This window comes from Caulobacter sp. X (assembly GCF_002742635.1).
Taxonomy (GTDB): Bacteria; Pseudomonadota; Alphaproteobacteria; order Caulobacterales; family Caulobacteraceae; genus Caulobacter.
Map to the genome: position 1 here is coordinate 505818 of NZ_PEGF01000002.1, position 25580 is coordinate 531397.

At 68.7% G+C, this 25580-nt stretch carries 28 protein-coding genes; 11 read left to right on the top strand and 17 right to left on the bottom strand.

Annotated features, from left to right (window positions below):
* Window positions 1-64: 64 nt before the first annotated feature.
* On the bottom strand, window positions 65-2125 hold the full coding sequence (locus CSW60_RS14660) for a PBP1A family penicillin-binding protein (protein ID WP_099538076.1): 2061 nt from the start codon (window positions 2123-2125) through the stop codon (window positions 65-67).
* 54 nt (window positions 2126-2179) lie between these two features.
* Here CSW60_RS14660 and CSW60_RS14665 point away from each other — a divergent pair, with 54 nt between their 5' ends.
* Together CSW60_RS14665 and CSW60_RS14670 are read left to right on the top strand one after the other, a co-directional pair.
* Complete coding sequence (locus CSW60_RS14665; RefSeq protein WP_099538077.1) at window positions 2180-2668, top strand: YcgN family cysteine cluster protein; 489 nt, start codon at window positions 2180-2182, stop codon at window positions 2666-2668.
* Window positions 2669-2737: 69 nt separating this feature from the next.
* Entirely contained in the window at window positions 2738-3157 is a 420-nt protein-coding gene (locus tag CSW60_RS14670) for a hypothetical protein (RefSeq protein WP_099538078.1), read from the top strand.
* A 74-nt stretch (window positions 3158-3231) separates the two neighbouring features.
* On the opposite strand, the gene rpmE is transcribed toward CSW60_RS14670, so the two are convergent.
* On the bottom strand, window positions 3232-3462 hold the full coding sequence (gene rpmE, locus CSW60_RS14675; protein ID WP_066686633.1) for a 50S ribosomal protein L31: 231 nt from the start codon (window positions 3460-3462) through the stop codon (window positions 3232-3234).
* Window positions 3463-3586: 124 nt separating this feature from the next.
* Here rpmE and CSW60_RS14680 point away from each other — a divergent pair, with 124 nt between their 5' ends.
* Complete coding sequence (locus CSW60_RS14680; RefSeq protein ID WP_201723066.1) at window positions 3587-5440, top strand: ABC transporter transmembrane domain-containing protein; 1854 nt, start codon at window positions 3587-3589, stop codon at window positions 5438-5440.
* Window positions 5441-5561: 121 nt separating this feature from the next.
* On the opposite strand, the gene CSW60_RS14685 is transcribed toward CSW60_RS14680, so the two are convergent.
* From CSW60_RS14685 to thiE, 5 genes are all read right to left on the bottom strand, one after another.
* Window positions 5562-6863 carry a hypothetical protein gene (locus CSW60_RS14685; protein ID WP_099538080.1) on the bottom strand — a complete coding sequence of 434 codons (1302 nt, stop codon included), beginning with the start codon at window positions 6861-6863 and terminating at the stop codon, window positions 5562-5564.
* 67 nt (window positions 6864-6930) lie between these two features.
* Complete coding sequence (locus CSW60_RS14690) at window positions 6931-8001, bottom strand: glycerophosphodiester phosphodiesterase (protein WP_099538081.1); 1071 nt, start codon at window positions 7999-8001, stop codon at window positions 6931-6933.
* Window positions 8002-8204: 203 nt separating this feature from the next.
* Window positions 8205-9005 (bottom strand): inositol monophosphatase family protein, encoded by an 801-nt coding sequence (locus CSW60_RS14695; RefSeq protein WP_201723067.1) that lies wholly within the window; start codon window positions 9003-9005, stop codon window positions 8205-8207.
* A 172-nt stretch (window positions 9006-9177) separates the two neighbouring features.
* Window positions 9178-9585: a hypothetical protein gene (locus CSW60_RS14700; RefSeq protein WP_099538082.1), complete on the bottom strand. Its 408-nt coding sequence runs from the start codon at window positions 9583-9585 to the stop codon at window positions 9178-9180.
* Between the two features lie 86 nt (window positions 9586-9671).
* On the bottom strand, window positions 9672-10328 hold the full coding sequence (thiE, locus tag CSW60_RS14705) for a thiamine phosphate synthase (RefSeq protein ID WP_099538083.1): 657 nt from the start codon (window positions 10326-10328) through the stop codon (window positions 9672-9674).
* A 237-nt stretch (window positions 10329-10565) separates the two neighbouring features.
* On the opposite strand from thiE, the gene CSW60_RS14710 reads away from it, so the two are divergent.
* Both CSW60_RS14710 and bfr read left to right on the top strand, forming a co-directional pair.
* Window positions 10566-10751: a bacterioferritin-associated ferredoxin gene (locus CSW60_RS14710; protein ID WP_099538084.1), complete on the top strand. Its 186-nt coding sequence runs from the start codon at window positions 10566-10568 to the stop codon at window positions 10749-10751.
* 111 nt (window positions 10752-10862) lie between these two features.
* The gene (gene bfr, locus CSW60_RS14715) at window positions 10863-11345 is read left to right on the top strand and encodes a bacterioferritin (RefSeq protein ID WP_099538085.1); all 483 of its coding nucleotides are present in this window, start codon (window positions 10863-10865) and stop codon (window positions 11343-11345) included.
* Between the two features lie 6 nt (window positions 11346-11351).
* Here the strand turns inward: bfr and CSW60_RS14720 are convergent, their stop codons facing one another.
* Complete coding sequence (locus tag CSW60_RS14720) at window positions 11352-11858, bottom strand: GNAT family N-acetyltransferase (RefSeq protein WP_099538086.1); 507 nt, start codon at window positions 11856-11858, stop codon at window positions 11352-11354.
* A 39-nt stretch (window positions 11859-11897) separates the two neighbouring features.
* The gene (locus tag CSW60_RS14725; RefSeq protein WP_161495652.1) at window positions 11898-13703 is read right to left on the bottom strand and encodes a methyl-accepting chemotaxis protein; all 1806 of its coding nucleotides are present in this window, start codon (window positions 13701-13703) and stop codon (window positions 11898-11900) included.
* A gap of 328 nt (window positions 13704-14031) precedes the next feature.
* Here CSW60_RS14725 and CSW60_RS14730 point away from each other — a divergent pair, with 328 nt between their 5' ends.
* Entirely contained in the window at window positions 14032-14607 is a 576-nt protein-coding gene (locus CSW60_RS14730; protein ID WP_066686660.1) for a tryptophan-rich sensory protein, read from the top strand.
* 10 nt (window positions 14608-14617) lie between these two features.
* Here CSW60_RS14730 and CSW60_RS14735 read toward each other — a convergent pair whose 3' ends face one another.
* The 4 genes from CSW60_RS14735 to CSW60_RS14750 form a co-directional block, all read right to left on the bottom strand.
* Window positions 14618-15070: a DoxX family protein gene (locus tag CSW60_RS14735; RefSeq protein ID WP_099538088.1), complete on the bottom strand. Its 453-nt coding sequence runs from the start codon at window positions 15068-15070 to the stop codon at window positions 14618-14620.
* Window positions 15071-15082: 12 nt separating this feature from the next.
* On the bottom strand, window positions 15083-15829 hold the full coding sequence (locus CSW60_RS14740; RefSeq protein WP_099538089.1) for a DNA-binding domain-containing protein: 747 nt from the start codon (window positions 15827-15829) through the stop codon (window positions 15083-15085).
* Window positions 15822-16649, bottom strand: a complete 828-nt coding sequence (locus tag CSW60_RS14745; protein WP_099538090.1) for a DUF692 domain-containing protein — start codon at window positions 16647-16649, stop codon at window positions 15822-15824. Before CSW60_RS14745 ends, CSW60_RS14740 begins: the two co-directional genes overlap by 8 nt.
* 117 nt (window positions 16650-16766) lie before the next feature.
* Window positions 16767-17045, bottom strand: a complete 279-nt coding sequence (locus CSW60_RS14750) for a DUF2282 domain-containing protein (RefSeq protein WP_099538091.1) — start codon at window positions 17043-17045, stop codon at window positions 16767-16769.
* A 187-nt stretch (window positions 17046-17232) separates the two neighbouring features.
* Here CSW60_RS14750 and CSW60_RS14755 point away from each other — a divergent pair, with 187 nt between their 5' ends.
* The gene (locus CSW60_RS14755; protein WP_099539140.1) at window positions 17233-17769 is read left to right on the top strand and encodes a sigma-70 family RNA polymerase sigma factor; all 537 of its coding nucleotides are present in this window, start codon (window positions 17233-17235) and stop codon (window positions 17767-17769) included.
* Entirely contained in the window at window positions 17759-18397 is a 639-nt protein-coding gene (nrsF, locus tag CSW60_RS14760) for an anti-sigma-F factor NrsF (RefSeq protein ID WP_099538092.1), read from the top strand. Before CSW60_RS14755 ends, nrsF begins: the two co-directional genes overlap by 11 nt.
* A gap of 64 nt (window positions 18398-18461) precedes the next feature.
* On the opposite strand, the gene fba is transcribed toward nrsF, so the two are convergent.
* From fba to gap, 4 genes are all read right to left on the bottom strand, one after another.
* On the bottom strand, window positions 18462-19553 hold the full coding sequence (gene fba / locus CSW60_RS14765; RefSeq protein WP_099538093.1) for a class II fructose-bisphosphate aldolase: 1092 nt from the start codon (window positions 19551-19553) through the stop codon (window positions 18462-18464).
* 209 nt (window positions 19554-19762) lie between these two features.
* Entirely contained in the window at window positions 19763-20953 is a 1191-nt protein-coding gene (gene pgk, locus CSW60_RS14770; protein WP_099538094.1) for a phosphoglycerate kinase, read from the bottom strand.
* A gap of 7 nt (window positions 20954-20960) precedes the next feature.
* Complete coding sequence (locus CSW60_RS23195; protein ID WP_143324192.1) at window positions 20961-21455, bottom strand: hypothetical protein; 495 nt, start codon at window positions 21453-21455, stop codon at window positions 20961-20963.
* The gene (gene gap, locus CSW60_RS14775) at window positions 21455-22462 is read right to left on the bottom strand and encodes a type I glyceraldehyde-3-phosphate dehydrogenase (protein ID WP_066686673.1); all 1008 of its coding nucleotides are present in this window, start codon (window positions 22460-22462) and stop codon (window positions 21455-21457) included. Before gap ends, CSW60_RS23195 begins: the two co-directional genes overlap by 1 nt.
* A gap of 303 nt (window positions 22463-22765) precedes the next feature.
* Between gap and CSW60_RS14780 the strand changes: the two genes are divergently transcribed.
* From CSW60_RS14780 to CSW60_RS14790, 3 genes are all read left to right on the top strand, one after another.
* Window positions 22766-23140, top strand: a complete 375-nt coding sequence (locus tag CSW60_RS14780; RefSeq protein ID WP_099538095.1) for a hypothetical protein — start codon at window positions 22766-22768, stop codon at window positions 23138-23140.
* Window positions 23141-23143: 3 nt separating this feature from the next.
* Window positions 23144-23470 carry a cell division protein ZapA gene (locus CSW60_RS14785; RefSeq protein ID WP_066686679.1) on the top strand — a complete coding sequence of 109 codons (327 nt, stop codon included), beginning with the start codon at window positions 23144-23146 and terminating at the stop codon, window positions 23468-23470.
* A gap of 83 nt (window positions 23471-23553) precedes the next feature.
* Complete coding sequence (locus tag CSW60_RS14790; RefSeq protein ID WP_236634291.1) at window positions 23554-25542, top strand: S9 family peptidase; 1989 nt, start codon at window positions 23554-23556, stop codon at window positions 25540-25542.
* Window positions 25543-25580: the final 38 nt, after the last annotated feature.

The window sequence follows — 25580 nt, forward strand, 5'->3', positions numbered from 1 at the left end:
CAAGCTTTTCGACCCCTCATCCGTCAGCTTCGCTGACACCTTCTCCCGCAAGGGGAGAAGGGACTTAGTTGCTAGGTTCCGTCGCCGGCGCCCCGGCGTCCTCCCGCTCCGACGCCGTCCGGGCCAACTCGGCGGCCAGCGTCTCGTAGAAGCCGTTGCGCGGGTCGGGCTTCGTCTCGGCCACCGGATCGTCCAGCAGCCACGGGAAGTCGCTGACGGCCAGGGAGGCGTGGGCCGCGACCATGAAGCGCCGCCAGACGGCCGCCGGAATGTCGCCGCCGACCACCTTATTCATCGGCCGTTCGTCGTCGTTGCCGACCCAGACGCCGGTGACGTAGTCGGGCGTGAAGCCGACGAACCAGGCGTCGCGCCAGTTCTGGCTGGTGCCGGTCTTGCCGGCGGCGGGACGGCCGAACTCGGCGCGGCGGGCGGTGCCCTCGGTCACCACCTTCTCCATCATCCGCACCATGGTGCTGGCGTGGCCAAGGTCATAGACGCGCCGCTCGCCGGCCGGCGGCTGGTGGGTCCAGATCTCCTGGCCGCCCTGGGTGCCGATCGACTCGATCAGATAGGGCTCCAGCCGGATCCCGCCCAGCTGGAACACCTGGAAGCCCGAGGTCAGCTGCAGCAGGGTCACCTCGTAGGAGCCCAGCGCCACCGACAGGTCCGGGGCGTCTGGCAGGCTGGTGAAGCCGAAGCGATGGGCCAGCTCGCCGATCGCCGCGCCGCCGACCTCATGGCCCAGCTGCGCGGCGATGGTGTTGGTCGAGGCGATCAGGGCCTGCTCGACGGTCATCGGCCCGCGATAGCCGCCGCCGTAGTTCTCCGGCGCCCAGTCGCCGAACTTCACCGGCTCGTCGACGCGGATGTCGGTCGGCAGCACGCCATGCTCCACGGCGGTCGCATAGACGAACGGCTTGAAGGTCGAGCCGGGCTGGCGGCGGGCCTGGATCGCGCGGTTGAACGGACTTTCGACATAGTCGGTCCCGCCGATCATCGCCCGGATCGCCCCGTCGGCCGACAGCGACAGCAGGGCGGCTTGGGAGACGCCGGAGACCGGGCCGTCGACCGCGATGGTCTGGCGGATCGTCTCGGCCGCCTCGCGCTGCAGCAGCGGGTCGATCGTCAGGCGCACGACCAGATCCGGCGCGTTCGGGCCCGCGATCTTCACCGCCTCGGTGGTGGCGTAGTCGAGCACCCAGCCAAAGTCGCCCTCGTCCTGGCCGATGGGGGAGAGGGCGGGGCGGTCCTCCAGCGCCTCGCGCTCCTGCCGGGCGCTGATCCAGCCCTCGGCGCGCATGTTGGCCAGGATCAGGCGCGAGCGGATCAGAGCCCGCTCCAGGTCGCGGTTCAGGGCCAGGCGCGAGGGGGCCTTGGGCAGGCTGGCGAGCAGGGCCGCCTCCGACAGGGTCAGCTGGCTGGCGGACTTGCCGAAATAGGTCTGGGCCGCGCCGTCCAGGCCATAGGTCCCGGCCCCGAAATAGATGCGGTTCAGATAGATCTCGAGGATCTCGTCCTTGGTCAGCACCTGCTCCAGCCGATAGGCCAGCAGCATCTCCTGCAGCTTGCGCTTGATGATCCGGTCGGGGCTGAGGAACAGGCCCTTGGCCAGCTGCTGGCTGAGCGTCGAGGCGCCCTGCACCGTGCGCCCGGCCCGCCAGTTGATCCAGGCGGCCCGGAAGACGCCTTGAACATCGATCGGGCCGTGGTCGTAGAAACGGCGGTCCTCGGCGGCCAGGAAGGCCTGGGACACATAGGGCGGGAGCTCCTCGACCTTGACCGGCCGGCCATAGCGCGGACCGCGCGTGGCGATGACCTGGCCGTAGCGGTCCTCGAAGCGGATGGCGGGCGCGCGGTTCAGGGCGAACAGCGCCTCGCGCGGCGGCAGTTGGGGCGTGTCCTTCAGGTACTTGTCCCAGACGACATAGGCGCCGCCGGCCACGGCCAGGGCGGCGACCAGCATCGCGGCCAGTAGTCCGGTGAGCACCCAAGCCCAGACCCGCCAGGCGCCGCGGGTCTTCGCGGGCTTCGTCTCGAAGCGATGCGGCCTTTCCACCGGCGCGGGCGCGGGGGCGGAGGGCTCCGGGGGCGGGGTCTCATCGGTCGGCGGCGTCGAGTCGGTCACGTCTAAGGTTAGGCTCTGTTTGGTCGCCGGGTCATTCGGGTTTAGGACGGGGCCATGAATTCAAGCAAACCTTTCTGGCTGACCAAGACGCTGGCCGAGATGACCGTCCCCGAGTGGGAGAGCCTGTGCGACGGCTGCGGCCTGTGCTGCCTGGTCCGCTTCGAGGACGAGGACACCGGCGAGATCGTTCCCACCCGCGTCCACTGCCAGCTGTTCGACGAGCACCTGTGCCGCTGCAAGGACTATCCGAACCGCAAGAAGACGGTGCCGGACTGCATCAAGCTGACGCCGTACAATATCGAGGACCTGGAGTGGATGCCGCGCTCCTGCGCCTATCGGCGGCTGCACGAGGGCAAGGACCTGCCGCAATGGCATCCGCTGGTCACCGGCGATCCGGAGAGCACCCACAAGGCCGGGATCTCGGTGCGCGACCAGACGGTGTCGGAGCTATGCTTCGACGACGCCGAGGACGCCCTGGATTTCACGGCGACCGACCTGATGCGCGATAAGGGCGATGATCCGTATGATCCGACGCCTGAATAGCTGTCCTTGAGGGACGCTTGCGGTGATCGCGGTCGTGCCCATCTCCGGTAGAGCTTGCTGGAGTCGTGCATGTCGCTGCTGATCGCCGCCCTGATCGGGCTTTTGGCCCTGGCCGTCGCGCGCGAACCGGGCGGCCGGCTCTGGCGGATGCTGATCGAGGCCCCTGCGCGCAAGCTGGACGCCATGACGTGGCGGCAGATGCTGGTCACAGCCATCGTCCTGGTGATGGCTTTCGGCGCGTCGGAACTGGTGCTGATGGATATGGCCTGGGTCCTGGCCGCCGATATCGTCGCCTGGATCGAGCTCTTCGCCGCCGTGTTGGTCGTGACGCGGCTGGCGCCCGGTTGGCGGATGTTCAAGGCCTGGGTCTCGCGGATCTCGCCGGGCCGGCGTGAACGGTTGAGGGAAAGCCGCCCCCGACGCGCGCGTCGTTCGGTCAAAACGTCCGATGATCCCGACCCCGCGGCTTGGGCGCCGGTCTTCGCCTGATGTCCAGACACAGAAAAAGCCGGCCCGCGATGCGCGGAGCCGGCTTTCCGTCGCCCTTACGGCGAGAAGGGTTTTTAGGCCTTCTTGCCGGTGAAGCCGGCGAACTTGGCGTTGAAGCGCGAGACGCGGCCGCCGCGGTCCATCAGCTGGGCGTTGCCGCCCGTCCACGCCGGATGGGTGCGCGGATCGATATCCAGCGCCAGGGTCGCGCCTTCCTTGCCGTAGGTCGAGCGGGTCTTGTAGCTCGAACCGTCGGTCAGGGTGACGGTGATGAAGTGGTAGTCGGGGTGAATGTCTTGTTTCATGGCGGCGATCCAGACCGACTAAGCCGGCGAGTGAGAATGGGGTAAGCGCCAAACCGCGCACGCGCGGGGTGGCCCTCGAAGACGCGCGGCTATAAAGAACGCGCGCGATTTTGGCAAGGGACAGTTGATGACCGACGTGACCGCCGGCGACCAAAAGGCCGAAGGCCGCCCCGGCGCGGGGGCGGAATTGGTCCAGGGCATGGCCGAGGCCAAGGCCCGGCGGCCGCGCCGCAAGGACATCCGTCCCCTGGCCCACCTGCTGCCTTTCGTCGCCGCCCACAAGGGCGACGGCCTGGCGGCGGGCTTTTTCCTGCTGTTCTCGACGGGCGCGACCCTGGGCCTCACGGCGGCCTTCAAGGAGGTCATCGACCACGGATTCGCCAAGGGGCAGGGAAGCGAGATCAACAGCGCCTTCGTCGGCCTCGGCGCGGTCGCCATGGTGCTGGCGGTGGCGACGGCCCTGCGATTCTTTTTCATCACCCGGCTGGGCGAGCGGGTCGTGGCCGATGTGCGCCGGGCGCTCTACGCCCACACCCTGACGCTGGACCAGGAATATTTCCTCAAGACCCGCACCGGCGAGGTGCTGTCGCGCCTGACGACCGACGTGGCTTTGATCGAGCAACTGGTCGGGGCCTCGGCCTCGATCGCCCTGCGCAACATCCTCAGCCTGGTCGGGGGCCTCACCTACATGGCGGTGGTCTCGCCGAAGTTGGCGGGCTTCATCGTCTTGATGGTGCCGGTGATCCTGGCGCCGATGTTCCTGGTCGGTCGCCGGGTGCGCAAGCTGACCGTCACCGCCCAGGACAAGTTCGCGGACGCCGTCGGCTACGCCGGCGAGAGCCTGGACGCCCTGGAGACGGTGCAGGCCTTCGGCCGCGAGAAAGCCTCGTCGAGCCGTTTCGCCGCCGCTGTCGAGACGGCCTACAGGGCCTCGGTCAAGCGCATCGTCACGCGGGCCAGCATGACCGGCATCGTCATCATCCTGGCCTTCGGCGGCATCACCTTGCTGCTATGGAGCGGCGCGCGGCTGGTGCTGTCGGGCGAGATGACCGGCGGCACCCTGGCCCAGTTCGCCATGCTGGCGGTGATGGCCGCCGGCTCCATCGGCGCCCTGGGCGAGGTCTGGGGCGACGTCCAGAAGGCCTCTGGGGCCATGGACCGGATCTCCGAGCTCTTGAACGCGCGTCCCGGCATCGCCGCCCCGGCGGTTCCCACGCCGCTGCCTGTTCCGGCGCGCGGCGAGATCGCGTTCGAGAACGTGACCTTCGCCTATCCCGGTCGTCCGGACCTGCCGGCGCTGAACGGCTTTGATCTGTCCGTGAAGGCTGGCGAGACCGTCGCCCTGGTCGGCCCCTCCGGCGCGGGCAAGAGCACCGTCCTGCGGCTGCTCCTGCGCTTCTATGACCCCCAGCACGGCGCGATCCGCCTGGATGGGGTGAACCTGCGCGACGCCGATCCGGCCGAGGTTCGCGCCCGCATGGCCCTGGTCGCCCAGGATTCGCCGCTGTTCTCGGGCTCGGCCCTGGACAACATCCGCTTCGGCCGCCAGGACGCGACGGACGAGCAGCTGAAGGCCGCCGCCGAGGCCGCCCAGGCCGCCGGCTTCTTGTCGGCCCTGCCGCAGGGCTTCGACACCCCGGTGGGCGAGCGGGCCAAGACCCTGTCCGGCGGCCAGCGTCAGCGCCTGGCCATCGCCCGCGCCCTGGCCCGCGAGGCGCCCATCCTGCTGCTCGACGAGGCCACCAGCGCCCTCGACGCCGAGAGCGAGCGCCTGGTCCAGCAGGCCCTGCACGCGGCCATGGCCGGCCGCACCACCCTGGTCATCGCCCACCGCCTGGCGACGGTGCTGAAAGCCGATCGGATCGTGGTCATGGAGGAGGGGCGCGTGGTCGAGCAGGGCACGCACGCCGAGCTCTTCGCCAAGGGCGGCCTCTACGCCCGCCTGGCCCGCCTGCAGTTCGGGGTCGAGGCGGCCTAGGTCGTAGCCCCTTCCCCCTTGCGGGGAAGGGGTTGGGGATGGGGGTGTGAGTTCCGTGTCGGCCGGGCTTGGCGCCGACACCCCCACCCCTGCCCCTCCCCGCAAGGGCGAGGGGGTCTCGTTACTTCGCCAGATCAGCCGGCGTCGTCGGCTCGCTGATCACGCGCTCCATCGCCGCCCAGCGCGCGGCCTCGGTCTTGCCGGCCCGCTCGACATGGGCGCGGACCAAGTCCTGGCCCAGGCTGTAGTTGATGATGTAGGCGCGATAGGTCTCGATGAAGGACAGGCGCTTCTCGGCGCGGGCCGTCGAGGTCAGGCCGTACTTGGCGAGAGCCTTGATCGCCTCGGGCTTCTTCATCTTGCCGTCCAGATAGGCCGCCGCGATGGTGATCTCGCTCCGGGCCAGGGCCGCCTTGGCGTCCATCAGCGCGCCGTAGGCCGCGGCCGTCTTGGGATCCAGGCCGGCCAGCGGATAGAGCTTGTCGCGCTCGAACTCGGTCTTGGCCTTGCCTGGGAAGGCCAGGGCGATGCCGTAGTTGGCGCTGCCCTCGGCGATCAGCGACTGCGGCGAGAACAGCGGATAGACGCTGAACTCGACCCAGCCTTTTTCCTTGGTCAGCTTCTCTTCCAGCAGGGCGTTCAGCACGTGGTGGCCGGGATAGCCCTCGTGGCACCCCAGGTCCAAGGCGCGGCTGATATAGATCGGCAGGTCGGTGTTGATCTCGATCAGGCTGTGGGCGCCGCCCTGGTACCAGTTGTAACCGCTCCAGGGCTTCTTGGTGACGAACGACAGGTCAAAGCGCTCGCCGGCCGGCAGCTTGATGTGTTCCTCGGTCTTGGCCTTGCAGGCGGCGATACCGGCCTTCATCACCGGCTCCAGCCGGTCGGTCGGGATCACATAGGCGGCCTGGAAAGCGTCGACCCGGGCGGCCAGGTCGCCCTTGCCGGGGACCAGCCTGTCGATCCGCGCCAGGATCGGGTCGTAGGTCTTCAGCGGCTTGATCGCGGGCCGCACGCCGAACAGGCCCTGGGCCTCGTCCTGGAAGCTGAACTTGTCGCCCGCGATCATCGCCAGCCGCGTCTGGGCGGCCTTGACCTGGCCCTTCAGGAACAGCTTGCGGCGGCGCTGGTCGGGCGTCAGGTCCTTGTCGGAGACCTTGGTCAGCAAGCCTTGCAGCCGGTCGGCTTCCTTGCGCAGGACCGAGACGGGGCGCGGGGCCAGTTTGGCCGCGTTCAGATACTCGCGCGGGCCGTAATAGGCGTCGACATAGCCGGGCTCGCGTTCGCCGGCCTCAAGGGTCAGGCGCACGAAGTCGACGGCCACGCGGTCCAGCAGGTCGGAACCGGGCGAGGCCAGGGCCGGAACGCCAAGCGACAGGGCGACGGTGGCCGCTAGCGGAGCGGCGGCGTGACGGAACTTCATGGAACTCACCCAAGCGGTCGGAGGCCGGCACGCTGCACCGGTCCGCGGCCTTTGGGCAAGAGCGGCCTTAGCCCCGCGCGGCGACGGCCAGGGCGGGGAAGTCGCTGAATACGCCGTCCACGCCGGCGGCGTACAGGGCCTTCAGGACCGCGGTGGCGTCGCCGTGCTGGGCCAGGAAGGCCGGATCCTTCGGGTCGCCTTGCCGCAAGGTCGCGGGCAGGAAGTAGTTCTCGGCCCGCACCGTCCAGGGATGGACCACCAAGCCGGCGGCGTGGGCGTTCTTGACGAGGTCCGTGGCCGGCAACAGGGCGTCGGCGCTCTGCGGGACGACCATGGTCTTCTCCGGGCCCAGGCCGTCGGCGTAGATCGCCACCTCCTTCAGGCCCTGGGCGGTCACCAGGTCGGCGTACTTGACGTTCGGCAGATCGGCCGGGCCGCCTTCGCCGGCGACCAGGAAGACCAAGCGCGCGGGGGTCTTGGCCCGCAGGCGCTTCAGCGCGCCGACCTCGAAGCACTGCACGAACACCGGCGCCTTGGCCGAATTCAGATCGAGGGTCTTGAGCTTGGCGACCAGGCGGTCCTCGGTCGGCAGGCCGATCGAGGCGAAATAGGTCGGGTGCTTCAGCTCGGGATAGACGCCGATCGTCCGGCCGGTAAGGCGGCTGCCGGCGTGGGCGATGGCCACGACCTCCTCGAAGGTCAGGATGTGGGCCCGGCCGTCGAAGGCGGCGCTGGCCGGGCGCAACTGCGGCAGGCGCTCGCGGGCGCGCAGGGTCTTCAGCTCGGCCAGGGTGAAGTCTTCCGTGAACCAGCCGGTGACCTGTTCGCCGTCGATGGTCTTGGTCGTCTTGCGCGCCGCGAACTCAGGGCGGCCGCCGACGTCGGTCGTGCCGCCGATCTCGTTCTCGTGGCGCGCGACCAGATGGCCGTCCTTGGTCGGGACGAGGTCCGGCTCGATGAAGTCGGCGCCCTGCTCGATGGCGCGCTGATAGGCCAGGGCCGTGTGCTCGGGCCGCTCGCCGCTGCAGCCGCGGTGGCCGATGACGATCGGCTTGCGGCTCTGGGCGCGAGAAAGGCCCGGGAGGAACGTGCCGGCGAGGGCGGCGGTGGTCAGGGCGCGACGGGTCAGCAAGGTCATGGCGCGCGATTTAGCGCGCGGATGTGACGGTTTGGCTAGGGGGGAGTGGGCTGTTTAGCGCCCCCTCCGTCTCGCTGCGTAGCCGCAGCGATCCACCTCCCCCGTTGCACGAGGGAGGATGATGCTTCCTCCTCCCTCGCGGAGCGGGGGAGGTGGCGCGGCGCGGACACGCGACGTGACGGAGGGGGCGCTAACGAGGACTCTTAAGCCGCCCGCAGACGCTCCAGGATCTGCGGGTGCAGGTCCTGGTTCGAGGCCAGCAGCGACTTGCCGGACACGAGGTCCAGGTCGCTTTCGTCGATGGTGGTGATCTTGCCGCCCGACTCCTGGATCATCAGGATGCCGGCCGCCACGTCCCACGGATTGAGGTTGCGCTCCCAGTAGGCGTCGAAGCGGCCGGCGGCGACCCAGGCTAGGTCCAGGGCGGCCGAGCCGAAGCGGCGGACGCCGGCGACCTTCTGGCTGACCTGGTGCAGCTCCTTCAGGAACTGGGCGTGGCCCGGCTTGCCGGCGAAGGGCACGCCCGTGGCGAGGACGCTCTCGTCCAGGTGACGGCGGGCGGCGACGCGCAGGCGCTTCTCGGCGCCCAGGAACGCGCCCTTGCCCTTTTCGACCCAGAACAGGTCGTTGCTGATCGGATTGTAGGTCACGCCGGCGACGATGCCTTCACCCTCGCGCTGCAGGGCGATGTTGACCGCGAAGTGCGGGATGGCGTGCAGGAAGTTGGTGGTGCCGTCCAGCGGGTCGACGATCCAGGTGTGGGTCTTGTCGGTGCCCTCGATCATGCCGCGCTCTTCGCCCAGGAAGCCGTAGCCAGGACGGGCCTTGGTCAGGATCTCGAACAGGGTCTGCTCGGCCTTCAGGTCGGCGTTGGAGACGAAGTCGGCCGCGCCCTTCTTGGAGACCTGCAGTTCGGTGACTTCGCCGAAGTCGCGGGCCAGGCCCCGGGCGGCCTTCCGGGCCGCGTCGATCATGACGTTCAGGAGGGCGGAAGGCGTGGGCACGGGCGGCTATCCTCAATGAAGCCGTCGACGCCCGCCGGAAAGTCCGGCGGCGGAGCGGTAGGTCGACGGTGTGAAAGAACGGGCGCGGAACCTAGTCGTCCACAGGCGCGAAGGCAAGGCGCGCCGATTCTGGTGGGGTTAATGGCGCGCCCGTTCCCTCAAATGGAAGCGCTCAGGGCAATTCCACCTTCGGCAGACTGTCCTTGGTCTCGCACAGGAGCTTGCCGGACTTGCCCACCGCGCCGGAGATGTCCTCGATCTTGGCCTCCTTGCGCCAGCCCTTGGGCAGGCCCTTGGTCCCGTCGAAATCCATGCCCAGGTCCATCCACTTGTCGGCCGCGCAGTCCAGCGCGAACAGCAGGATAGGTCCCTTCGAGGCGGGCCAGTTCTTATAGGGGCCGTTGGCCTTGCCCTCGGCGATGCGGGTGACGATCAGTCCGGTGGACTGGTCCACGCGGGAGAAGTCCGCGTCGTAATAGGTCTTGGTTTCCCCTGGCGCCAGTTTCCAGGTCTCGGCGATGGCGGCCGTCGAGACGGCCAGGACCGGTAAGCTAAGCAAACACACTACGAGCCGCTTCATGTCGAGCGCCCTCCCCAGGTTTTGTTCGCTGGAAAGGACGCTAGGCCTGTGTGCGGCGCGTCACAAGGCTGCGCGGGAACCTCGTTTTACTTACGGGCCTCGGCGCGCGCCGTCAGGCCTTCGGCGATGGCGGCGTTCAGGGCGTCGACGGCGACCGCCGGGCCTTCCGGATGGGCCCAGACCCCGGCCGAGACCGCCAGGAAGTCCGCACCCGCCGTCGCCAGGCCGGCGGCGTTGGCGGCGGTGATCCCGCCGATGGCGACGCACGGCGTCTCCATCGTCTCCTGCCAGATGGTCAGGATCTCGGGATCGGCGGTGGTCGGGGCGTCCTTGGTCGTGGTCGGGAAGAAGGCGCCGAAGGCGACATAGTCCGCGCCGGCCTCGGAAGCCTCCATCGCCAGGTGGCGACTGTCGTGGCAGGTGACCCCGATCATCCGCTGGCCCATCAGCTTGCGGGCGTCCTTGTAGGGCATGTCCGACTGGCCGATGTGGACGCCGTCGACGGCGAGGCGGGCGGCCAGGTCGGGGCGATCGTTTAGGATCACGGCCACGTCGCGCGCCTGGGCGATCGGCGCCAGGGCGTCGACGGCGGCGGCCACGACGTCGTCCGGCGCGTCCTTCAGTCGGATCTGCAGCGCGGCGACGTCGCCGCCTTCCAGGGCCTGGGCCAGCGTCCGGCCGAACGCGGCCAGGTCGGGCAGGGCGGGCGGGGTGATCAGATAGAGGCGGCAGTCGAGCGTCATGCGCTGGCTTTAGGCTAAATCGGCTCGCGAGAGTAGATGCTCCCCCGCGATGCGGGGGAGCTGTCGCGGAGCGACTGAGGGGGCAAGTGCTGTCTAGGACCAGCTAGCCCCCTCCGGCCCTCTGGGCCACCTCCCCCGCATCGCGGGGGAGGATCATTCGTCGCAATGCGAGTCAGTTGCAAAACGCCCCGCGTTAAGCTAGATGAGAATGAAACTCATTCGGTAGGGCGTTCTTCCTTGTACGTCTGCAATTGTAACGGCATCCGCGAGCGCCAAGTGCGCGCCGCGATCGACGCCGGCGCCCAGCGCCCGGTGGAGATCTTCCGTCATCACGGCTGCCAGGCGCAGTGCGCCAAATGCGTGTGCGAGATGCGCCAGATGATCCAGGAAAGCCGCGAGGCCCTGGCTTACGCCGCCGAATAGGCGACGCATCCACGACTTTTCGTGAGACCGCGAGACAGTCGCAGACAATCCTGTTGAAGCCGCTTCCGGCCTGCTTCAGGTTCGCCCGAAGACGAATCCTAGGAGGCCGCCATGCAGGGCGATCCCGGCATCATCCGACTGCTCAACGCGGTGCTCACCAACGAGCTGACGGCGGTCAACCAGTACTTCTTGCACGCGCGGATGTACGACAACTGGGGCTTCAAGCGCCTCGGCAAGATCACCTATGACGAGTCGATCGGCGAGATGAAGCACGCCGACATGCTGATCAACCGCATCCTGTTCCTGGAAGGGCTTCCGAACCTCCAGGATCTGCACAAGCTGAAGATCGGCGAGACGGTCCCCGAATGCCTGAACGCCGACCTGCAGGTCGAGCTGGGCGGTCGCGAGACCCTGATCCCCGGCATCGTCCAGTGCGAGCAGGCCCGCGACTATGTCAGCCGCGAGCTGCTGCGCGAGATCCTCAGCGACACCGAGGAGCATATCGACTTCCTCGAGACCCAGCTGTCGCTGGTCAAGTCGCTGGGCGAAGCCAACTACCTGCAGTCGGCCATGGGCGAGCTGCCGTCGTCGTAGCCGCGCCTAGACCGGCCGCCGCATGAACAGGCGCGCGCGCTCGTCGAGACCGCGCGCCTCGTGCTCCCGGCGAACCGCGAGCAAGGCGTCCGAGAGCGCGACGTCGGCGATATCCACGAAGCCCAGACGCCGATAGTACGGGGCGTTCCACGGCACGTCGCGAAACGTCGAGAGCGTCAGGCGCGCCAGTCCCGCGCTCGCCGCGCGTTCCGCCACGGCGTCGATCAGGGCCGCGCCTATGCGCCGACCCTCGAACGTGGGCGCCACGTCGATCTGCTCGATATAAAGGCTGTCCTCCAGCGGGCGAAACATCACGAAGGCCGCGAGCGTCCCGTCCATCAGCGCCGCCAGAAGGCCACCCGCCGCGATGCGGTCGGCCAGCACGCTCGCGGGCGTGGGATCGTCGGCGGCCAGGGCGTCCATCACGCCCAGGAAGCGTCGCGAGGACGCGCGCTCCAGATCACGGATCGCGTCGATCTCGGTCTCCAGGGCGGGGCGGATGGCGAGCGTCATGCCCGCCACCGTATCCGAGGCCCCTGTCGAGGCGAAGCGTCAGGCGGCCGCGCGCTGCTCGGGCTGATCGTCGAACTTCTCGACCAGTTCGCCCAGGCGCGAGGCTTCGCCCTTCAGCGAATGCGCGGCGGCGGTGGTCTGCTCGACCATGGCCGCGTTCTGCTGGGTCATCTGGTCCATCTGGTTCACGGCGCTGTTGAGCTGGCCGAGACTCGTGGCCTGCTCCTTCGCGGCGGTGGCGATCTCGGCGACCAGCTCGGAGATGTCGCTGACGCGCTGGATGATGCTGCCCAGGGCCGTGCCGGTGCGGTCGACCAGGGTGACGCCGACCTCCACCTTGTCGGTGGCGGCGCCGATCAGGACCTTGATCTCCTTGGCGGCCTCGGCCGAGCGCTGGGCCAGGGCCCGGACTTCCTGCGCGACCACGGCGAAGCCCTTGCCGCTCTCGCCGGCGCGAGCGGCCTCAACGCCGGCGTTCAGGGCCAAGAGGTTGGTCTGGAAGGCGATCTCGTCGATCACCCCGATGATCTGGCCGATCTGGGACGAGGCGGTCTCGATCTCGCGCACGGCGATGACGGCGTCGCGCACCGACACCTCGGTCGCGCGGGCCTCCTCGCGAGCGGCGTCGACCATGCCGTTGGCGCGGCCGGCGCTGTCGGCGGCTTGACGCACGGCGCCGGTGATTTCGTTGAGGGCCGCCGCGGTCTCTTCCAGGCTGGCGGCCTGCTGTTCGGTCCGGCGCGACAGGTCGTCGGCGGCCTGGGCGATCTCGGCCGCGCCGACATGGACGCCGCGCGAGGAGGTCCCGATGTCGCCGAGCGTGGCGTTCAGGGTCTCGGCGGTGGCGTTGAAGTCGTGACGCAGGCGCTCGTAATCGGCGTGGAAGGCCTTGTTCAGGCGCACGCCAATGTGGCCGCCGGCAAGGCGCGCGAGGCCCTGGGCCAGGCCGTCCATGGCCTCGCGGCGGGCTTCCTCGGCGGCGCGTCGCTCGGCTTCGGCCGCGGCGCGATTGTGCTCGGCGTCCAGGCGGGCCTGGTCCTCGCGGTCGCGCATCGCCCGACGTTCGAGCGCGGCCTCACGGAAGACGGCGATGGACTTGGCCATTTCGCCCAGCTCGTCCGAGCGCTTGGCGAAGGGGACCTCGCTGTCGTAGTCGCCCTTGGCCAGCTTGGCCATGTAGGCGGTGATGGCTTCGATCGGACGCACGACGGCGCGGCGCATGGCCCAGATGCCGCCGAAGATCAGCGCGCCCAACAGCAGCGTGAGCCCAGCCATGAGGCCCAGGTCCCAAAACTGCTTGCGATGCGCAAAGGCCTCGATGGCGGCGTTATCGGCCGCGATGACCGGCGTGGCCTTGTCGACCTGGGCGCGGTGGGCCGCATAGGTGGTCTTCAGCTCGGCATAGGCCGCGTCGGCCGTCGCCTGATCGCCGGCCTCGACGGCGGCGACCAGTCGGTCGGCGGCGCCCAGCATCGCCTTGGCATGGGTGTCGGAGTCGACGAGCAGGATCTGCTTCACCTGCGGATCGACGTCCGTCGTGCGCCAAAAGCTGGTGCGCGCCTCGTATTCGCCGCGCAGGCGCTTGATCTCGCCGGCGGCCCAGCGGGCGGAGTCCGGCGTGCGAGTGAAATAGGCGGTCTGGGCGTCGAGATAGGCCTCGATCACGTACATCGGCGGCGGCAGGATGTCGGCGGTCAGGTCCTTGCCGGCGACGATCTCGCGGTACAGCGGTCCGCCGACGCGCTGGTTGGCGATCGCGTTCCACGAGCCCGCGGTCAACAGCACCAGGCCCACGGCCAAGGCCGCGCCAAACAGGCTCATGGCTCCGGACAACTTGAGACGCATAACGCCCACTCCCCCCAAACAGAGGTCTAGAAACGCCATAGCAGGCGTGAACCGCGCCTTAATCGCTCAAGCTGCCTACTCAGAATGGGGTGCTTTGCGCATGCGCAACCGTTTTTGGCGCAAGGTTTTTCCTATCAGCGGCCCGAGTCTGCGGCGAATTGACGCAGGGGGCGGCCACGCTTTTCGAGGCGGCTGTCCGAGGCCGCCGACGCGCCATTTTCGGGTGGCGCATCGTCAGGATCGCGCCATGATGAGGCGAGCCCGGTCGCCCTGGAACCAAGGCTTCAACTGGGCTGTTTGACCTTCGAGTTCAACAGGGAGTTCCGCCATGCACATCGCCCACGGAAAGTCGCGCGAGCGCGCTCTGGCCGGCCGCGAGGCGTTCGAGCTGGAGCAACGGAAGGACTTCCATCCGGTCGGCCAGATCGCCGTTGGCGCGGCGCTCGCCAGCGGCGCCATCATCGCGGCGCTGGTCATGGGCCGGCGGCACGAGAAGGTGCTGGACGACGAGATGTACGCCGTCGAGTTCGCCGAGATGCACGAGCCGGTGGCCCACCAGCCCAAGCCCCTGACCAGCCTGCTGTTGCCGCCGCTGTTCATCGCCATGACGCTGTCTGGCCTGCGCACCTGGAACGCGCCGTCCAGCCCGGCCCGCACCCGCGCCTTGACGATCTGGAGCCTGGTGCAGGGCTTCAACGCCCTGTGGCTGGGCCTGGGCGCCAAGCGCCTGGGCGGTCAGCTAAGCGCCGCGACCGCGTCGCTGGCGGCGTCGGCGGCCTATGCGATCGAGGCGCGCAAGGTCGGCGGCGGCACGGCGCCCGACCTCGGCTGGGTCGGCCTGGCCAACGCCCTGAGCTCGCAGCTGTGGCGCAAGCCCGTGCCCCGCGCGCCGACGATCCACTAGCCCCAGGGGCTCAAGGGATCTTCAGCAGCCGATCCAGTCCGAACCGACCGCCGCCGCGCGCGATCAGCGGCAGCAGCAGGCCCGCCCAGGACAGGTGGGTCGGCCAGGCGTCGGGATAGACGAAGATCTCGATCACCGCCGTCATGCCCAGGAAGGCCAAGGCCGAGAAACGGGTAAAGAGGCCCAGCACCAGCAGGATCGAGAACAGGTGTTCCGAATAGGTCGCCGCGTGGGCCGCGATGTCGGGCGGCAGCAGCGGCACGTGGTACTCGCTCTCGAACAGGTCGTAGGTCCCGTCCGTGATGTGCAGGATGCCGTCCACCTTGGTGCGGCCCGACAGGAAGAAGACGCTGGCGATCCCCAGACGGGCGACCAGTAGCAGCAGGTCCTCGGGCAGCAGCTTTTCAGCGGTGCGGGCGAGCAGGGTCATCGGCGCGCGCAGCGCCGTCGAAAAGTCGGTCATCGGGATGGTCCTCTAGGGTGAGCCGGCGAAGACGCCGTCGGCGATCAGGGCGGCGAAAAGCGGAGCGAACGGGGTGTCGGGATCGGCGGTCGCGGCGGCTTGAGCGGCCTCGCCCGCCGAAAGGCCGTCGCGGCAGGCGCTCAGGAAAGCGGTCTCGGCGGCGCCGACGACGCGGCTGGCGACGGCCTGACCCTGGCGGACCAGCAGCAGGGTCTCGGGCGTCTCGGCAAGCTCGAGGTCCTCCACGCCGTCGCGGGCCGCGCGCCACAGGCTGGGCAGGCCGGCGTCGAAGGCGGCGAAGCGGACGCTGGGGTGAAGCGGCAGGCGCGTCTCGGCCAGGACTTCCGGCGCGAGGCGAGACAGCGCGTCGGCTTGCAGAGGCGGCGCCTCGGCGGCGAACAGCGCCTCGGTCCACAGGCGATCGAGGTGGGCGATGCCCGCGAGGTAGGGCAGATCGGCGGCTGGCGGGAAGCGCTCCAGCCAGGCCGGGAAGCCCTCGCCGTAGTTCAGCAAAGCGGCGGTGGTCGGCGGCGCCTCGCGGGCGAACAGCGCGGCGGCGGCGCGAAACCAGTCCTCGCCGACCATCGCCTGGACGGTCGGAAAGTTGGCGGCCAGGGCGTCGACGCAGCCCTTGGCGATCGTGTTGCGATAGACCGAGAGGCCGGGGTGTTCTCCCTCGTCCAGCCACGGCGACAGGGCCGCGCGCTGGCCGCCGATCGCGGCGACGAACGCGTCCTGGAAATCGAGCAGCTCAGGCATCGACCCTCTCCAGGGCGGAGAGCTCGGCGGCGGCGCGGTCGCGCTCGGCCATCAGCGTGGCGAAAGCCGGGATGTCGTCATCACGCTCAATGAGCGTCGGGCGCGGGCCAATGCGGCGGATCAGGCGACGGTAGAGGGTCCAGACGGTCTCGGCCACCGGCGCGCCGTGGGTGTCGATCAGCAGGCCCGAGCCGCCTTCGTCGGGGCCGTGCCCCGCCAGATGGATCTCGCCGATCGCCTCGGCCGGCAGGGCGTCGAGATAGGCTTCGGCGCCGTAGCCGAGATTGCTGGCGCTGACGAAGACGTTGTTGACATCGACCAGCAGGCCGCAGCCGGTGCGTGCGACCAGGGCCTTCAGGAAGTCGACCTCGTCGAGGTCGTGGCCCGTCAGCGGCAAATAAAGGGACGGGTTCTCGATCAGCACGCGGCGACCCAGGGCCTCCTGCATCTGGTCGATATTGTCGGCGATGCGCGCCAGCGCCGCGTTCGTGCGGGGAAAGGGCAGCAGGTCGGGTTGGTGCGTTCCCCGATGGGTCGACCAGGCCAGGTGCTCGGAGACGACGAACGGTTCGAACCGGTCGACCAGGCGCTTCAGGGCGGCCAAGTGATCCCGGTCCGGGTCGGCGTCGGCGGCCAACGACAGGCCCACGCCGTGCAGAGAGAGCGGCCGGCGCTGCCGGATCGCCTCCAGCGCCGCGAGCCTCGGGCCGCCAGCCGACATGTAGTTCTCTGGATGGACCTCGAACCACAGGCCGCTCGCCGTCGCCGCCAGGGCGTCGGCATAGTGCTCGGGTTTCAGGCCAAGGCCGGCGGTGATCATGGGAGGCACGAGCGCTGCTGTGGGGAGAGGGGCCCGCCGCCGACGAGGTCGCTGTAGGTCCGCGCGATGTGGGGGGAGGCGCGGGACCTGCGAACGCCGGCGGCGGGTTGGCGGGGCTTAGGCCTTCGGCGTCAGCGAACCCATGCCCTTGGGGGTCTTCATCGTGACGCAGGTGCCCTTCGGCACGTGCTTCCAGGCGTCGCCCTGGTAGTCGACCTTGGAGGTGCCGGCGCACGAGGTGCCCGCGCCCGCCTTGCAGTCGTTCTGGCCGGCCTTGGCCACGCCGTAGCACTTTTCGCTGTCGTTCTTGGCCTTATGGTCGTCGGCGGCGGCCATCGAGACGCCGGCGCTCAGAGCGATGATGGCGGCGAGGGCCGCGGAAGCGGTGCGGTTCATGGGAGTTCTCCTAAGCGTTTCGCGCCGAGGCGGCTCTATCACCGCTCGGTCGTGGGGAAGTACGAAGCGGAACCATTCGAGGTTACACCGGTCGGCGAACAAATTTTCGACCGATCTTCCGGGGCAGGTTCCGGCGGCGGCGACGGGTGTGTAACCATTGGTGACTCGCGCGCGAATAGGGGTGAGCGTGACGGAGACCGAGACTCGCTTGAAGGCGCTGATGCTGCGCGGGCTGGAGGGTGACTCCGCCGCCTATCGCGTTTGCCTGGCCCTGCTCGGGACCCGGCTTCGCGCCTATTTCGCGCGTCGGATGGCCGGCGCGTCCGGCGATGTGGAGGATCTTGTGCAGGAGACGCTGCTGGCGGTGCATCTGAAGCGGTCGACGTGGGACCCGTCCCAGTCGTTCACCGCCTGGGCGCACGCGGTGGCGCGCTACAAGCTGATCGACCACTGGCGCCGGCGGAAGATCCGCCAGACCCTGCCGATCGAGGACCACATCGAATTCCTGGCCGCCGAAGAGCCCGAACCCTCGGTCGGGATCGAGCTGGACCGGGCTCTCGCCAGCCTGCCCGAAAAGCAGCGCATCCTGGTCTCCGACGTCAAGCTGACGGGCCTGTCCCTGGCCGAGGCCGGGGCGCGGGCCGGCATTTCCGAAGGCGCGGCCAAGGTCGCCCTGCACCGGGCGCTGAAGGTCCTGGCCCAGAGGATGCGCCATGCGGACTGAGGACCTGATCGAGGCCTTGGCCGCCGACGGCGCGCCGATCCGTCCGCCGCCGCGCCGTCTCGCGGCGGTCGCGGCCGCCGGCGCCCTGACGGCGCTCGTGCTCGTGCTCGCTTGGCTGCATCCGCGTCACGACCTGATGCAGGCGATGCAGGGCGGCATGTTCTGGATGAAGGCGCTCTACACCGCCGCGCTGGGACTGGCCGGCTATCTGGCGATCGAGCGGCTATCTCGGCCGGCGGGCGGCGGTCGGCGCGGCTGGCTGCTGGGCGGCGCGGCCCTGGCGCTGTTCGCGGTCGCCGGGGTCGTCCAGGCGATGCATAGCCCCGACATCCAGGCGGCCCTGCACATGCTGCGCGGCCACTCGTGGCACTCGTGCAGCCTCAACATCCTGATCCTGGGCCTGCCCATGCTGGCGCTGGGCCTCGTCGCCGTGCGTGGCATGGCCCCGACGCGGCCCGTCGCCGCCGGCTTCGCCACGGGCCTGTTCGCCGGCGGCGTGGCGGCCACGGTCTATGGCCTGCACTGCCCGGAGAACACCTTCACCTTCGTGGCGCTCTGGTACAGCCTGGGCGTCCTGCTACCGGCCGTGATCGGCGCGGTCGTCGGGCGGTGGGTCCTGCGCTGGTAGAGCGCAAGGAAAAGGCCTCCCGGATCGCTCCGGAAGGCCCTTCATCTCGACAATCAGCCTCGCCTTACTCGGCGGCGGCCTTGGTCTGGCGGTCGCCGAACTTGGCGTGCAGTTCGCCCGAGGCGTAGCGCTTGGCCATGGCGGCGGTCGACATCGGCTTGATCTTGTCGGCCCAGCCGGCCGAGCCGAACTCGGTGAAGCGGGCTTCGCAGACCTTGCGCATGGCTTCCTTGGCCGGCTTCAGATAGGCGCGCGGATCGAACTCCGCGGGCTTTTCCATCAGCACCTTGCGGATCGCGCCGGTGATGGCCAGGCGGTTGTCGGTGTCAACGTTGATCTTGCGCACGCCGTGCTTGATGCCGCGCTGAATCTCTTCGACCGGCACGCCCCAGGTCTGCGGCATCTCGCCGCCGTACTGGTTGATGATGTCCTGCAGCTCCTGCGGCACCGAGCTGGAGCCGTGCATCACCAGGTGGGTGTTGGGCAGGCGCTGGTGAATCTCTTCGATCACGTTCATCGCCAGGACGTCGCCGTCCGGCTTGCGCGTGAACTTGTAGGCGCCGTGGCTGGTGCCCATGGCGATGGCCAGGGCGTCGACGCCGGTGGCGTGGACGAACTCGACCGCCTGGTCCGGATCGGTCAGCAGCTCGTCGTGCGACAGCTTGCCCTCGAAGCCGTGGCCGTCCTCGGCCTCGCCCATGCCGGTCTCCAGCGAGCCCAGCACGCCCAGTTCGCCCTCGACCGAGACGCCGCAGCTGTGGGCCATCTGGACCACGCGACGGGTGACGTCGACATTGTACTCGTAGCTGGCGGGGGTCTTGGCGTCCTCCATCAGCGAGCCGTCCATCATCACCGAGGTGAAGCCGTACTGGATCGCCGTGGCGCAGGTCGCCGGGCCGTTGCCGTGGTCCTGGTGCATGCAGACCGGGATGTGCGGATAGAGCTCGACGAGGCCGTCGATCAGGCGGGCCAGCACGATGTCGCTGGCGTAGCTGCGCGCTCCGCGCGAGGCCTGGATGATGACCGGCGAGTTGACGGCGTCGGCCGCCTCCATGATTGCCAGGCCTTGTTCCATGTTGTTGATGTTGAAGGCCGGAAGCGCGTACTCATGCTCGGCGGCATGGTCCAGCAACTGTCGCAACGTGATGCGAGCCACGTAAGTCTCTCCTGCAAGCGTGAAGTGGGTGGATCGTTTCTTGTTGTTGGGGCCGTGACGCTTGTGCGTTCTCTGCCCGGTCTCTCTTCAGTCTAAAGCGCGACAGGGCGGTGAAAAACCGCACACACGTTCGCCTGACGCGCTTCGTAATTCAGTCTGGCACAGGCTGAACGCGGATCTGCACGATCCGCGCCAGCGAAGTTACTCTTTTAGGCCTCGAGCGCGGCGACGCCCGGAAGGGTCTTGCCCTCCATCCATTCCAGGAACGCGCCGCCGGCGGTCGAGACGAACGTCATGTCGGCCGCGACACCGGCGTGGTTCAGAGCCGCCACCGTATCACCGCCGCCGGCCACGGCCACGAGTTTACCCGATTTGGCCCGTTCCGAGACATGTTTCGCCGCCGAAACGGTCGCCTTGTCGAACGGAGGCACCTCGAAAACGCCCAACGGGCCGTTCCAGATCAGGGTCTCGCACTGGTCGATCGTGGCGTTGAGCGTGGCGACGGTCTCGGGACCGGCGTCGAGGATGCGGTCGTCGGGCTGGACTTCGTAGACGTTGCGAACGCTGGAGGCGACACCCGGCTTGACCTCCTGGGCGACCACGACGTCGGTTGGCAGCAGGATCTTGCAGCCCGCGCTTCCGGCCAGGTCGATGATCTGGCGGGCGGTCTCGGCCATGTCGGTCTCGCACAGCGAGGCGCCGACATCGATCTTGGCCGCGTAGAGGAAGGTGTTGGCCATGCCGCCGCCGATGGCCAGGTAGTCGAGCTTGGTCACCAGGTTGCGCAGCAGGTCCAGCTTGGTCGAGACCTTGGAGCCGCCGACGATGCCGATGACCGGCTTCTTGGGCTTGCCGAGCGCGGCGTCCAGGGCTTCCAGTTCGCGCTGCATCGACAGGCCCGGATAGGCCGGCAGCAGGCGGGCGAGCCCTTCCGTCGAGGCGTGGGCGCGGTGGGCGGCGCTGAAGGCGTCGTTGACATAGACGTCGCCGTTGGCGGCCAGGGCCTTGGCGAACTCCGGATCGTTCTTCTCTTCGCCGGCATGGAAGCGGACATTCTCCAGCAGCGCGACGCCGCCGTTGGCGAGACCGTTCACCACTTCAGCGGCGGCGGGGCCGACGCAGTCGCTGGCGAAGGCGACCGGCTGTTCCAGCAGCTTGGAGAGCGGCTCGGCGACGAAGGCCAGGCTCATCTCCGGCACGACCTTGCCCTTGGGCCGATCGAAGTGGGCCAGCAGCACCACCTTGGCGCCTTGCTTGGACAGGTAGGCGATGGTCGGCAGCGCCGCGCGCAGGCGGGTGTCGTCCGTGATCTTGCCGCCGTCGACGGGCACGTTGAAGTCCACGCGGACCAGGGCGCGCTTGCCGGCGAGATCGGCGGTGTCGAGGGTGCGGAAGGTCATTGGTTCGTCACTCTTTCGGGCTTTTGCCGCAAGTTTTGTTCCAGTGAAGTTGCCTGGAAATACTCAACTGTCCCGTGGGATCGCTGCTTAGGGTGAGGCGGAACAAGCCGTTCGCCACAGGCCATTCCGCAGCTACCGTGCTGGTCTCACCCTGCGCCGAGACGCCGTTGAGGGGATTTAATTGAGCTGGGCCGCGAGCTGCAGTCTCGTTCTTGGCGAGCCTGGCGAACTCGTGGACACCCCCAGGAAGATGCTCCGTGATCGACACAGCGCGGCCATCGCAGAGTTGGACTTGGAAGCCATGTGGCTCGAACATTATCTCGTCGCCCCAGCCGTCTGAAATACGCGCGACGGACACTTGGAAGCCAAATGCCCGCCGTACATCTTCGCGCGGAGCCCCGAGCTTCAGGCCAGCTATGGCTTCCTCCGCGCTCGCGGTAGTGGAAACCATAGCCAGGCCTATCGCCAATCCCGCCGTGACGAGAGAGGCGAGTCTTTTCATTACAGGAACTTCGCCATTTCGAGAGCGGTGTCGCTCATGCGCGTCGCGAAGCCCCACTCGTTGTCGTACCACGACAGCACGCGGGCCAGCTTGCCTTCGATGACTTGCGTCTGGGGCAGGGCGGCCGTCGAGCTGGCGGCGATGTGGTTCAGGTCGGTCGAGACCAGCGGGTCGGTCGTCGTGGCCAGGACGCCCTTCATCGGACCGTCGGCGGCGGCCTGCAGGGCTTTGTTGATCTCGTCGATCGAGGTTTCGCGGGCGGCGACGACCTTCAGGTCGATGACCGAGACGTTCGGGGTCGGGACGCGGATCGAGCTGCCGTCCAGCTTGCCCTTCAGTTCGGGCAGGACCAGGCCCAGGGCCTTGGCGGCGCCGGTCGAGGTCGGGATCATGCTCAGGGCCGCGGCGCGGGCGCGGTAGAGGTCCTTGTGCATGGTGTCCAGCGTCGGCTGGTCGCCGGTGTAGCTGTGGATCGTGGTCATGTAGCCACGCTCGATGCCGAACAGGTCGTGCAGGACCTTGGCGACCGGGGCCAGGGCGTTGGTGGTGCACGAGCCGTTCGAGACGACGATGTCGTCGGCGGTCAGGGTCTCGTGGTTGACCTTGTAGACGATGGTCTTGTCGGCGCCGTCGGCGGGAGCCGAGACCAGGACGCGCTTGGCACCGGCCTTCAGGTGGGCGCTGGCCTTGTCCTTGGCGGTGAAGATGCCGGTGCACTCGAAGGCGATGTCGACGCCCAGGTCCTTGTGCGGCAGCTCTTCCGGATTGCGGATGGCCGTGACCTTGATCTTGCCCATGCCGACGTCGATCCAGTCCTCACCCGAGGTGACGACGCCCGGGAAGCGGCCGTGGACGCTGTCGTAGCGCAGCAGGTGGGCGTTGGTCTCGACCGGGCCCAGGTCGTTGATGGCGACGACCTCGATGTCGCGACGGCCATGCTCGGCGATGGAGCGCAGGACCAGACGTCCGATGCGGCCGAAGCCGTTGATGGCGACGCGAACAGCCATGGGTCTTTCTCCTGTTTGGCCGCCGAGCGGGATCGATCGGCGTTCCCTATTTTCGCTGCGCGTTTTGCGGGCTGGGGGCGCGAAGTCAAGCCCGGGAGGCCGTGATTTGGAGCTCGCGGCGCCAAAATCGGGCCTTGCCCGGAGCTTGGCCCATCCCCAACGAAACAAGCTTTCGCCCGCATGGAGCGCGGACAAAAGGCGGCGAATGCTGCTATGGGCATTTGCGTCGCCCAATTGTCGCCCCGCGCGGCTGGCTTAGAGGGCATCGATCTGTATGTTGCGTCGCATGATGGAAATCCGCCGATGATCCCGGCCGACGGTACGGCCCTCGACCTTGCCGTGCGCCGTCTGGAGCGCGCGGTGAGCCAGCTCGAGCACCGCCTGGCGGCCAAGGCCGCCGAGACCAAGCGCGCCCTCGCCGCGGCCGCCGCCGCTGGCGGCGGAAGCGCCGCCGCGCCTGGCCTGTTCGAGGAGGACGAGAAGGCCCAGCTGGTCGCCGACCTGGAAGCCGCCCGCGAGCGCGAGAAGGCGCTGGAGGAGGCCGGCGAGCAGGCCTCGGTCGCGCTGGGCCGCGCCATCGCCGAGATCCGCGCCGCCCTGGGCGAGGAGGGCGTCGCCAACGACCTGCACGCGCCGAACGACGACGATGACCTGTTCGAAGACTCCGAGGAGGCCTGACCCATGGCCCAGGTGACGATCCAGGTGAACGGCCGGCCCTATATCGTGGGCTGCGAGGACGGGCAGGAGCCGCACCTGACCGAGCTGGCCCGCCTGTTCGACCGCCAGGTCCGCCAGGTCAGCGCCGATGTCGGCCAACTGGGCGAGACGCGGCTCTTCCTGATGGGCGCCCTGCTGCTGGCCGACGAGCTGTCGGACATGAAGCTGCGCCTGGCCCACGCCCAGAGCGAGATCGCCCGCATGCAGCAAGAAGGCACCAAGGCCGAGATCGCCGCCATCCGCGCCCTCGACGCCGCCGCCGAGAAGATCGAGAAGCTCGCGGCGGAGTAGCTGTCAGCTTCCCTGATGGCTAAGGTTGTGTTCCGCGCGAGGCTTCGCCTATCGTCTCCCTGAGTTGGGGGATGAGGTATCCAATGAAACTGAGCGTGGCGTTTGCGCTGGCGGGCCTGTGCCTTGGCGGCTGGGCGTTCGGCGATCTCGCGCTGGCGGCCGACGTAGCCCCGGCCGCGGCTTTTGGCGTGCGGGAATATGTCCACCAGATCAGCCTGTCGCCGGACGGCAAGCAGGCCGCGATGGTCACGCCCTCGGCGGGTCGGGGCTACCAGCTGGTGATCCTGGACCTGACCGGCGCCAAGGAGCCGCGCGCGATCCTGGCGTCCAGCGGCGATCCCGAGCGCCTGACCCGGTGCAACTGGTCCACCGAGACGCGGCTCGTCTGCCAGATCTATGTGGTGCTCAAGGGCGAGCAGGGGCGGCTGGGCTTCACCCGGCTGATCGCGATCAACAGCGACGGCGGTCCGCTGAAGGTCCTCAGCGCCCAGACCAATGAGCGTTCCTTACGAATGTCGCAGAACGGCGGCGCGATCATCGACTGGGCCACCGACTATGCGCCCGGCGGCGTGCTGATGACCCGCGACTATGTTCCCGAACGGAGCACGGGCACCCACCTGGCCAATGAGGAGGACGGGCTTGGCGTGGACCGCGTCGACACCGTCACCCTGGCCCGTCAGCCGGTCGAGCGACCCAACCCGAACGCCGTGGAATATATCGGCGATGGTCGCGGCGTCGTGCGGATCATGGGCGTTCGGCCCAAGCGCTCCACGGGCTACGCCAGCGACACCATCCAGTACTACTACCGCGCCGCGGACAAGCGGGACTGGCGGCCGCTGGGCCAGCTGACGGTCGGCTCCAACGGCTATAGCGGCTTCGATCCCTATGCGGTCGATCCGCAGCTGAACGTCGTCTACGGCTTCGACGGCCAGGACGGGCGGCGGGCGCTATTCAAGGTGGCGCTGGACGACACCCTGAAGCGCGAGCTGGTGCTGGCGCGGCCCGACGTGGACGTGGCGGGCGTCGTGCGCATCGGCCGGCAGCAGCGCGTGGTCGGGGCGTCCTTCGTCACCGACCGGCGCGAGACCGAATTCTTCGATCCGGAGCTGCGCAAGCTGGGGACGGCGCTGGGCAAGGCCCTGCCGGGGCGGCTCGTCACCTTCGTCGACGCTTCGGTCGACGAGTCCAAGCTGCTGCTGTTCGCCGGCAGCGACAGCGATCCGGGCATCTACTACCTGTTCGACAAGAAGACGCGGCGCATGGAGGAGCTGATCCCCGCGCGTCCGCAGTTGCTGTCGTTCAAGCTGGCGACGGTAAAGGCCGTCACCTATCCGGCGGCGGACGGGACCCAGATCCCGGCCTATCTGACCCTGCCGGCGGGGAGCGACGGCAAGAACCTGCCGGCCATCGTCATGCCGCACGGTGGGCCCAGCGCGCGCGACGAATGGGGCTTCGACTGGCTGGCGCAGTTCTTCGCCCATCAGGGCTATGCGGTGCTGCAGCCCAACTATCGCGGCTCGGCCGGCTATGGCGCGGACTGGTTCCAGAAGAACGGTTTCCAGTCCTGGCGCACGGCGATCGGCGACGTCAATGACGGCGGTCGCTGGCTGCAGGCGCAAGGCATCGCCAAGCCCGGCAAGCTGGCCATCGTCGGCTGGTCCTATGGCGGCTACGCGGCCCTGCAGTCGGCCGTCCTGGATCCGGACCTGTTCAAGGCCGTGGTCGCGATCGCCCCCGTGACGGACCTGGAGACGTTGCGGTCCGAGCATCTGGACTTCGTCGACTACCCGCAGGTCAGCGCCTTCATCGGCAAGGGACCGCACGTGACCGAAGGCTCGCCGGCCCAGAACGCCACGGCCATCAAGGCGCCCGTGTTGCTGTTCCACGGCGACCTCGACGCCAATGTCGGGATCGGCGAGTCCCGGCTGATGGAGCGCAAGCTGAAGTCGGCGGGACGGTCGGTCGAGCTGATCGAGTTCAAGGGGCTGGATCACCAGCTGGCCGACGACGCGGCGCGGACCCAGATGCTGGGTAAGGCCGACGCGTTCCTGAAGACCGCTCTCGGGCTTTGAGGACCCCGCGTCACGGCGCCGCTGGCGTTTCCAGGGGC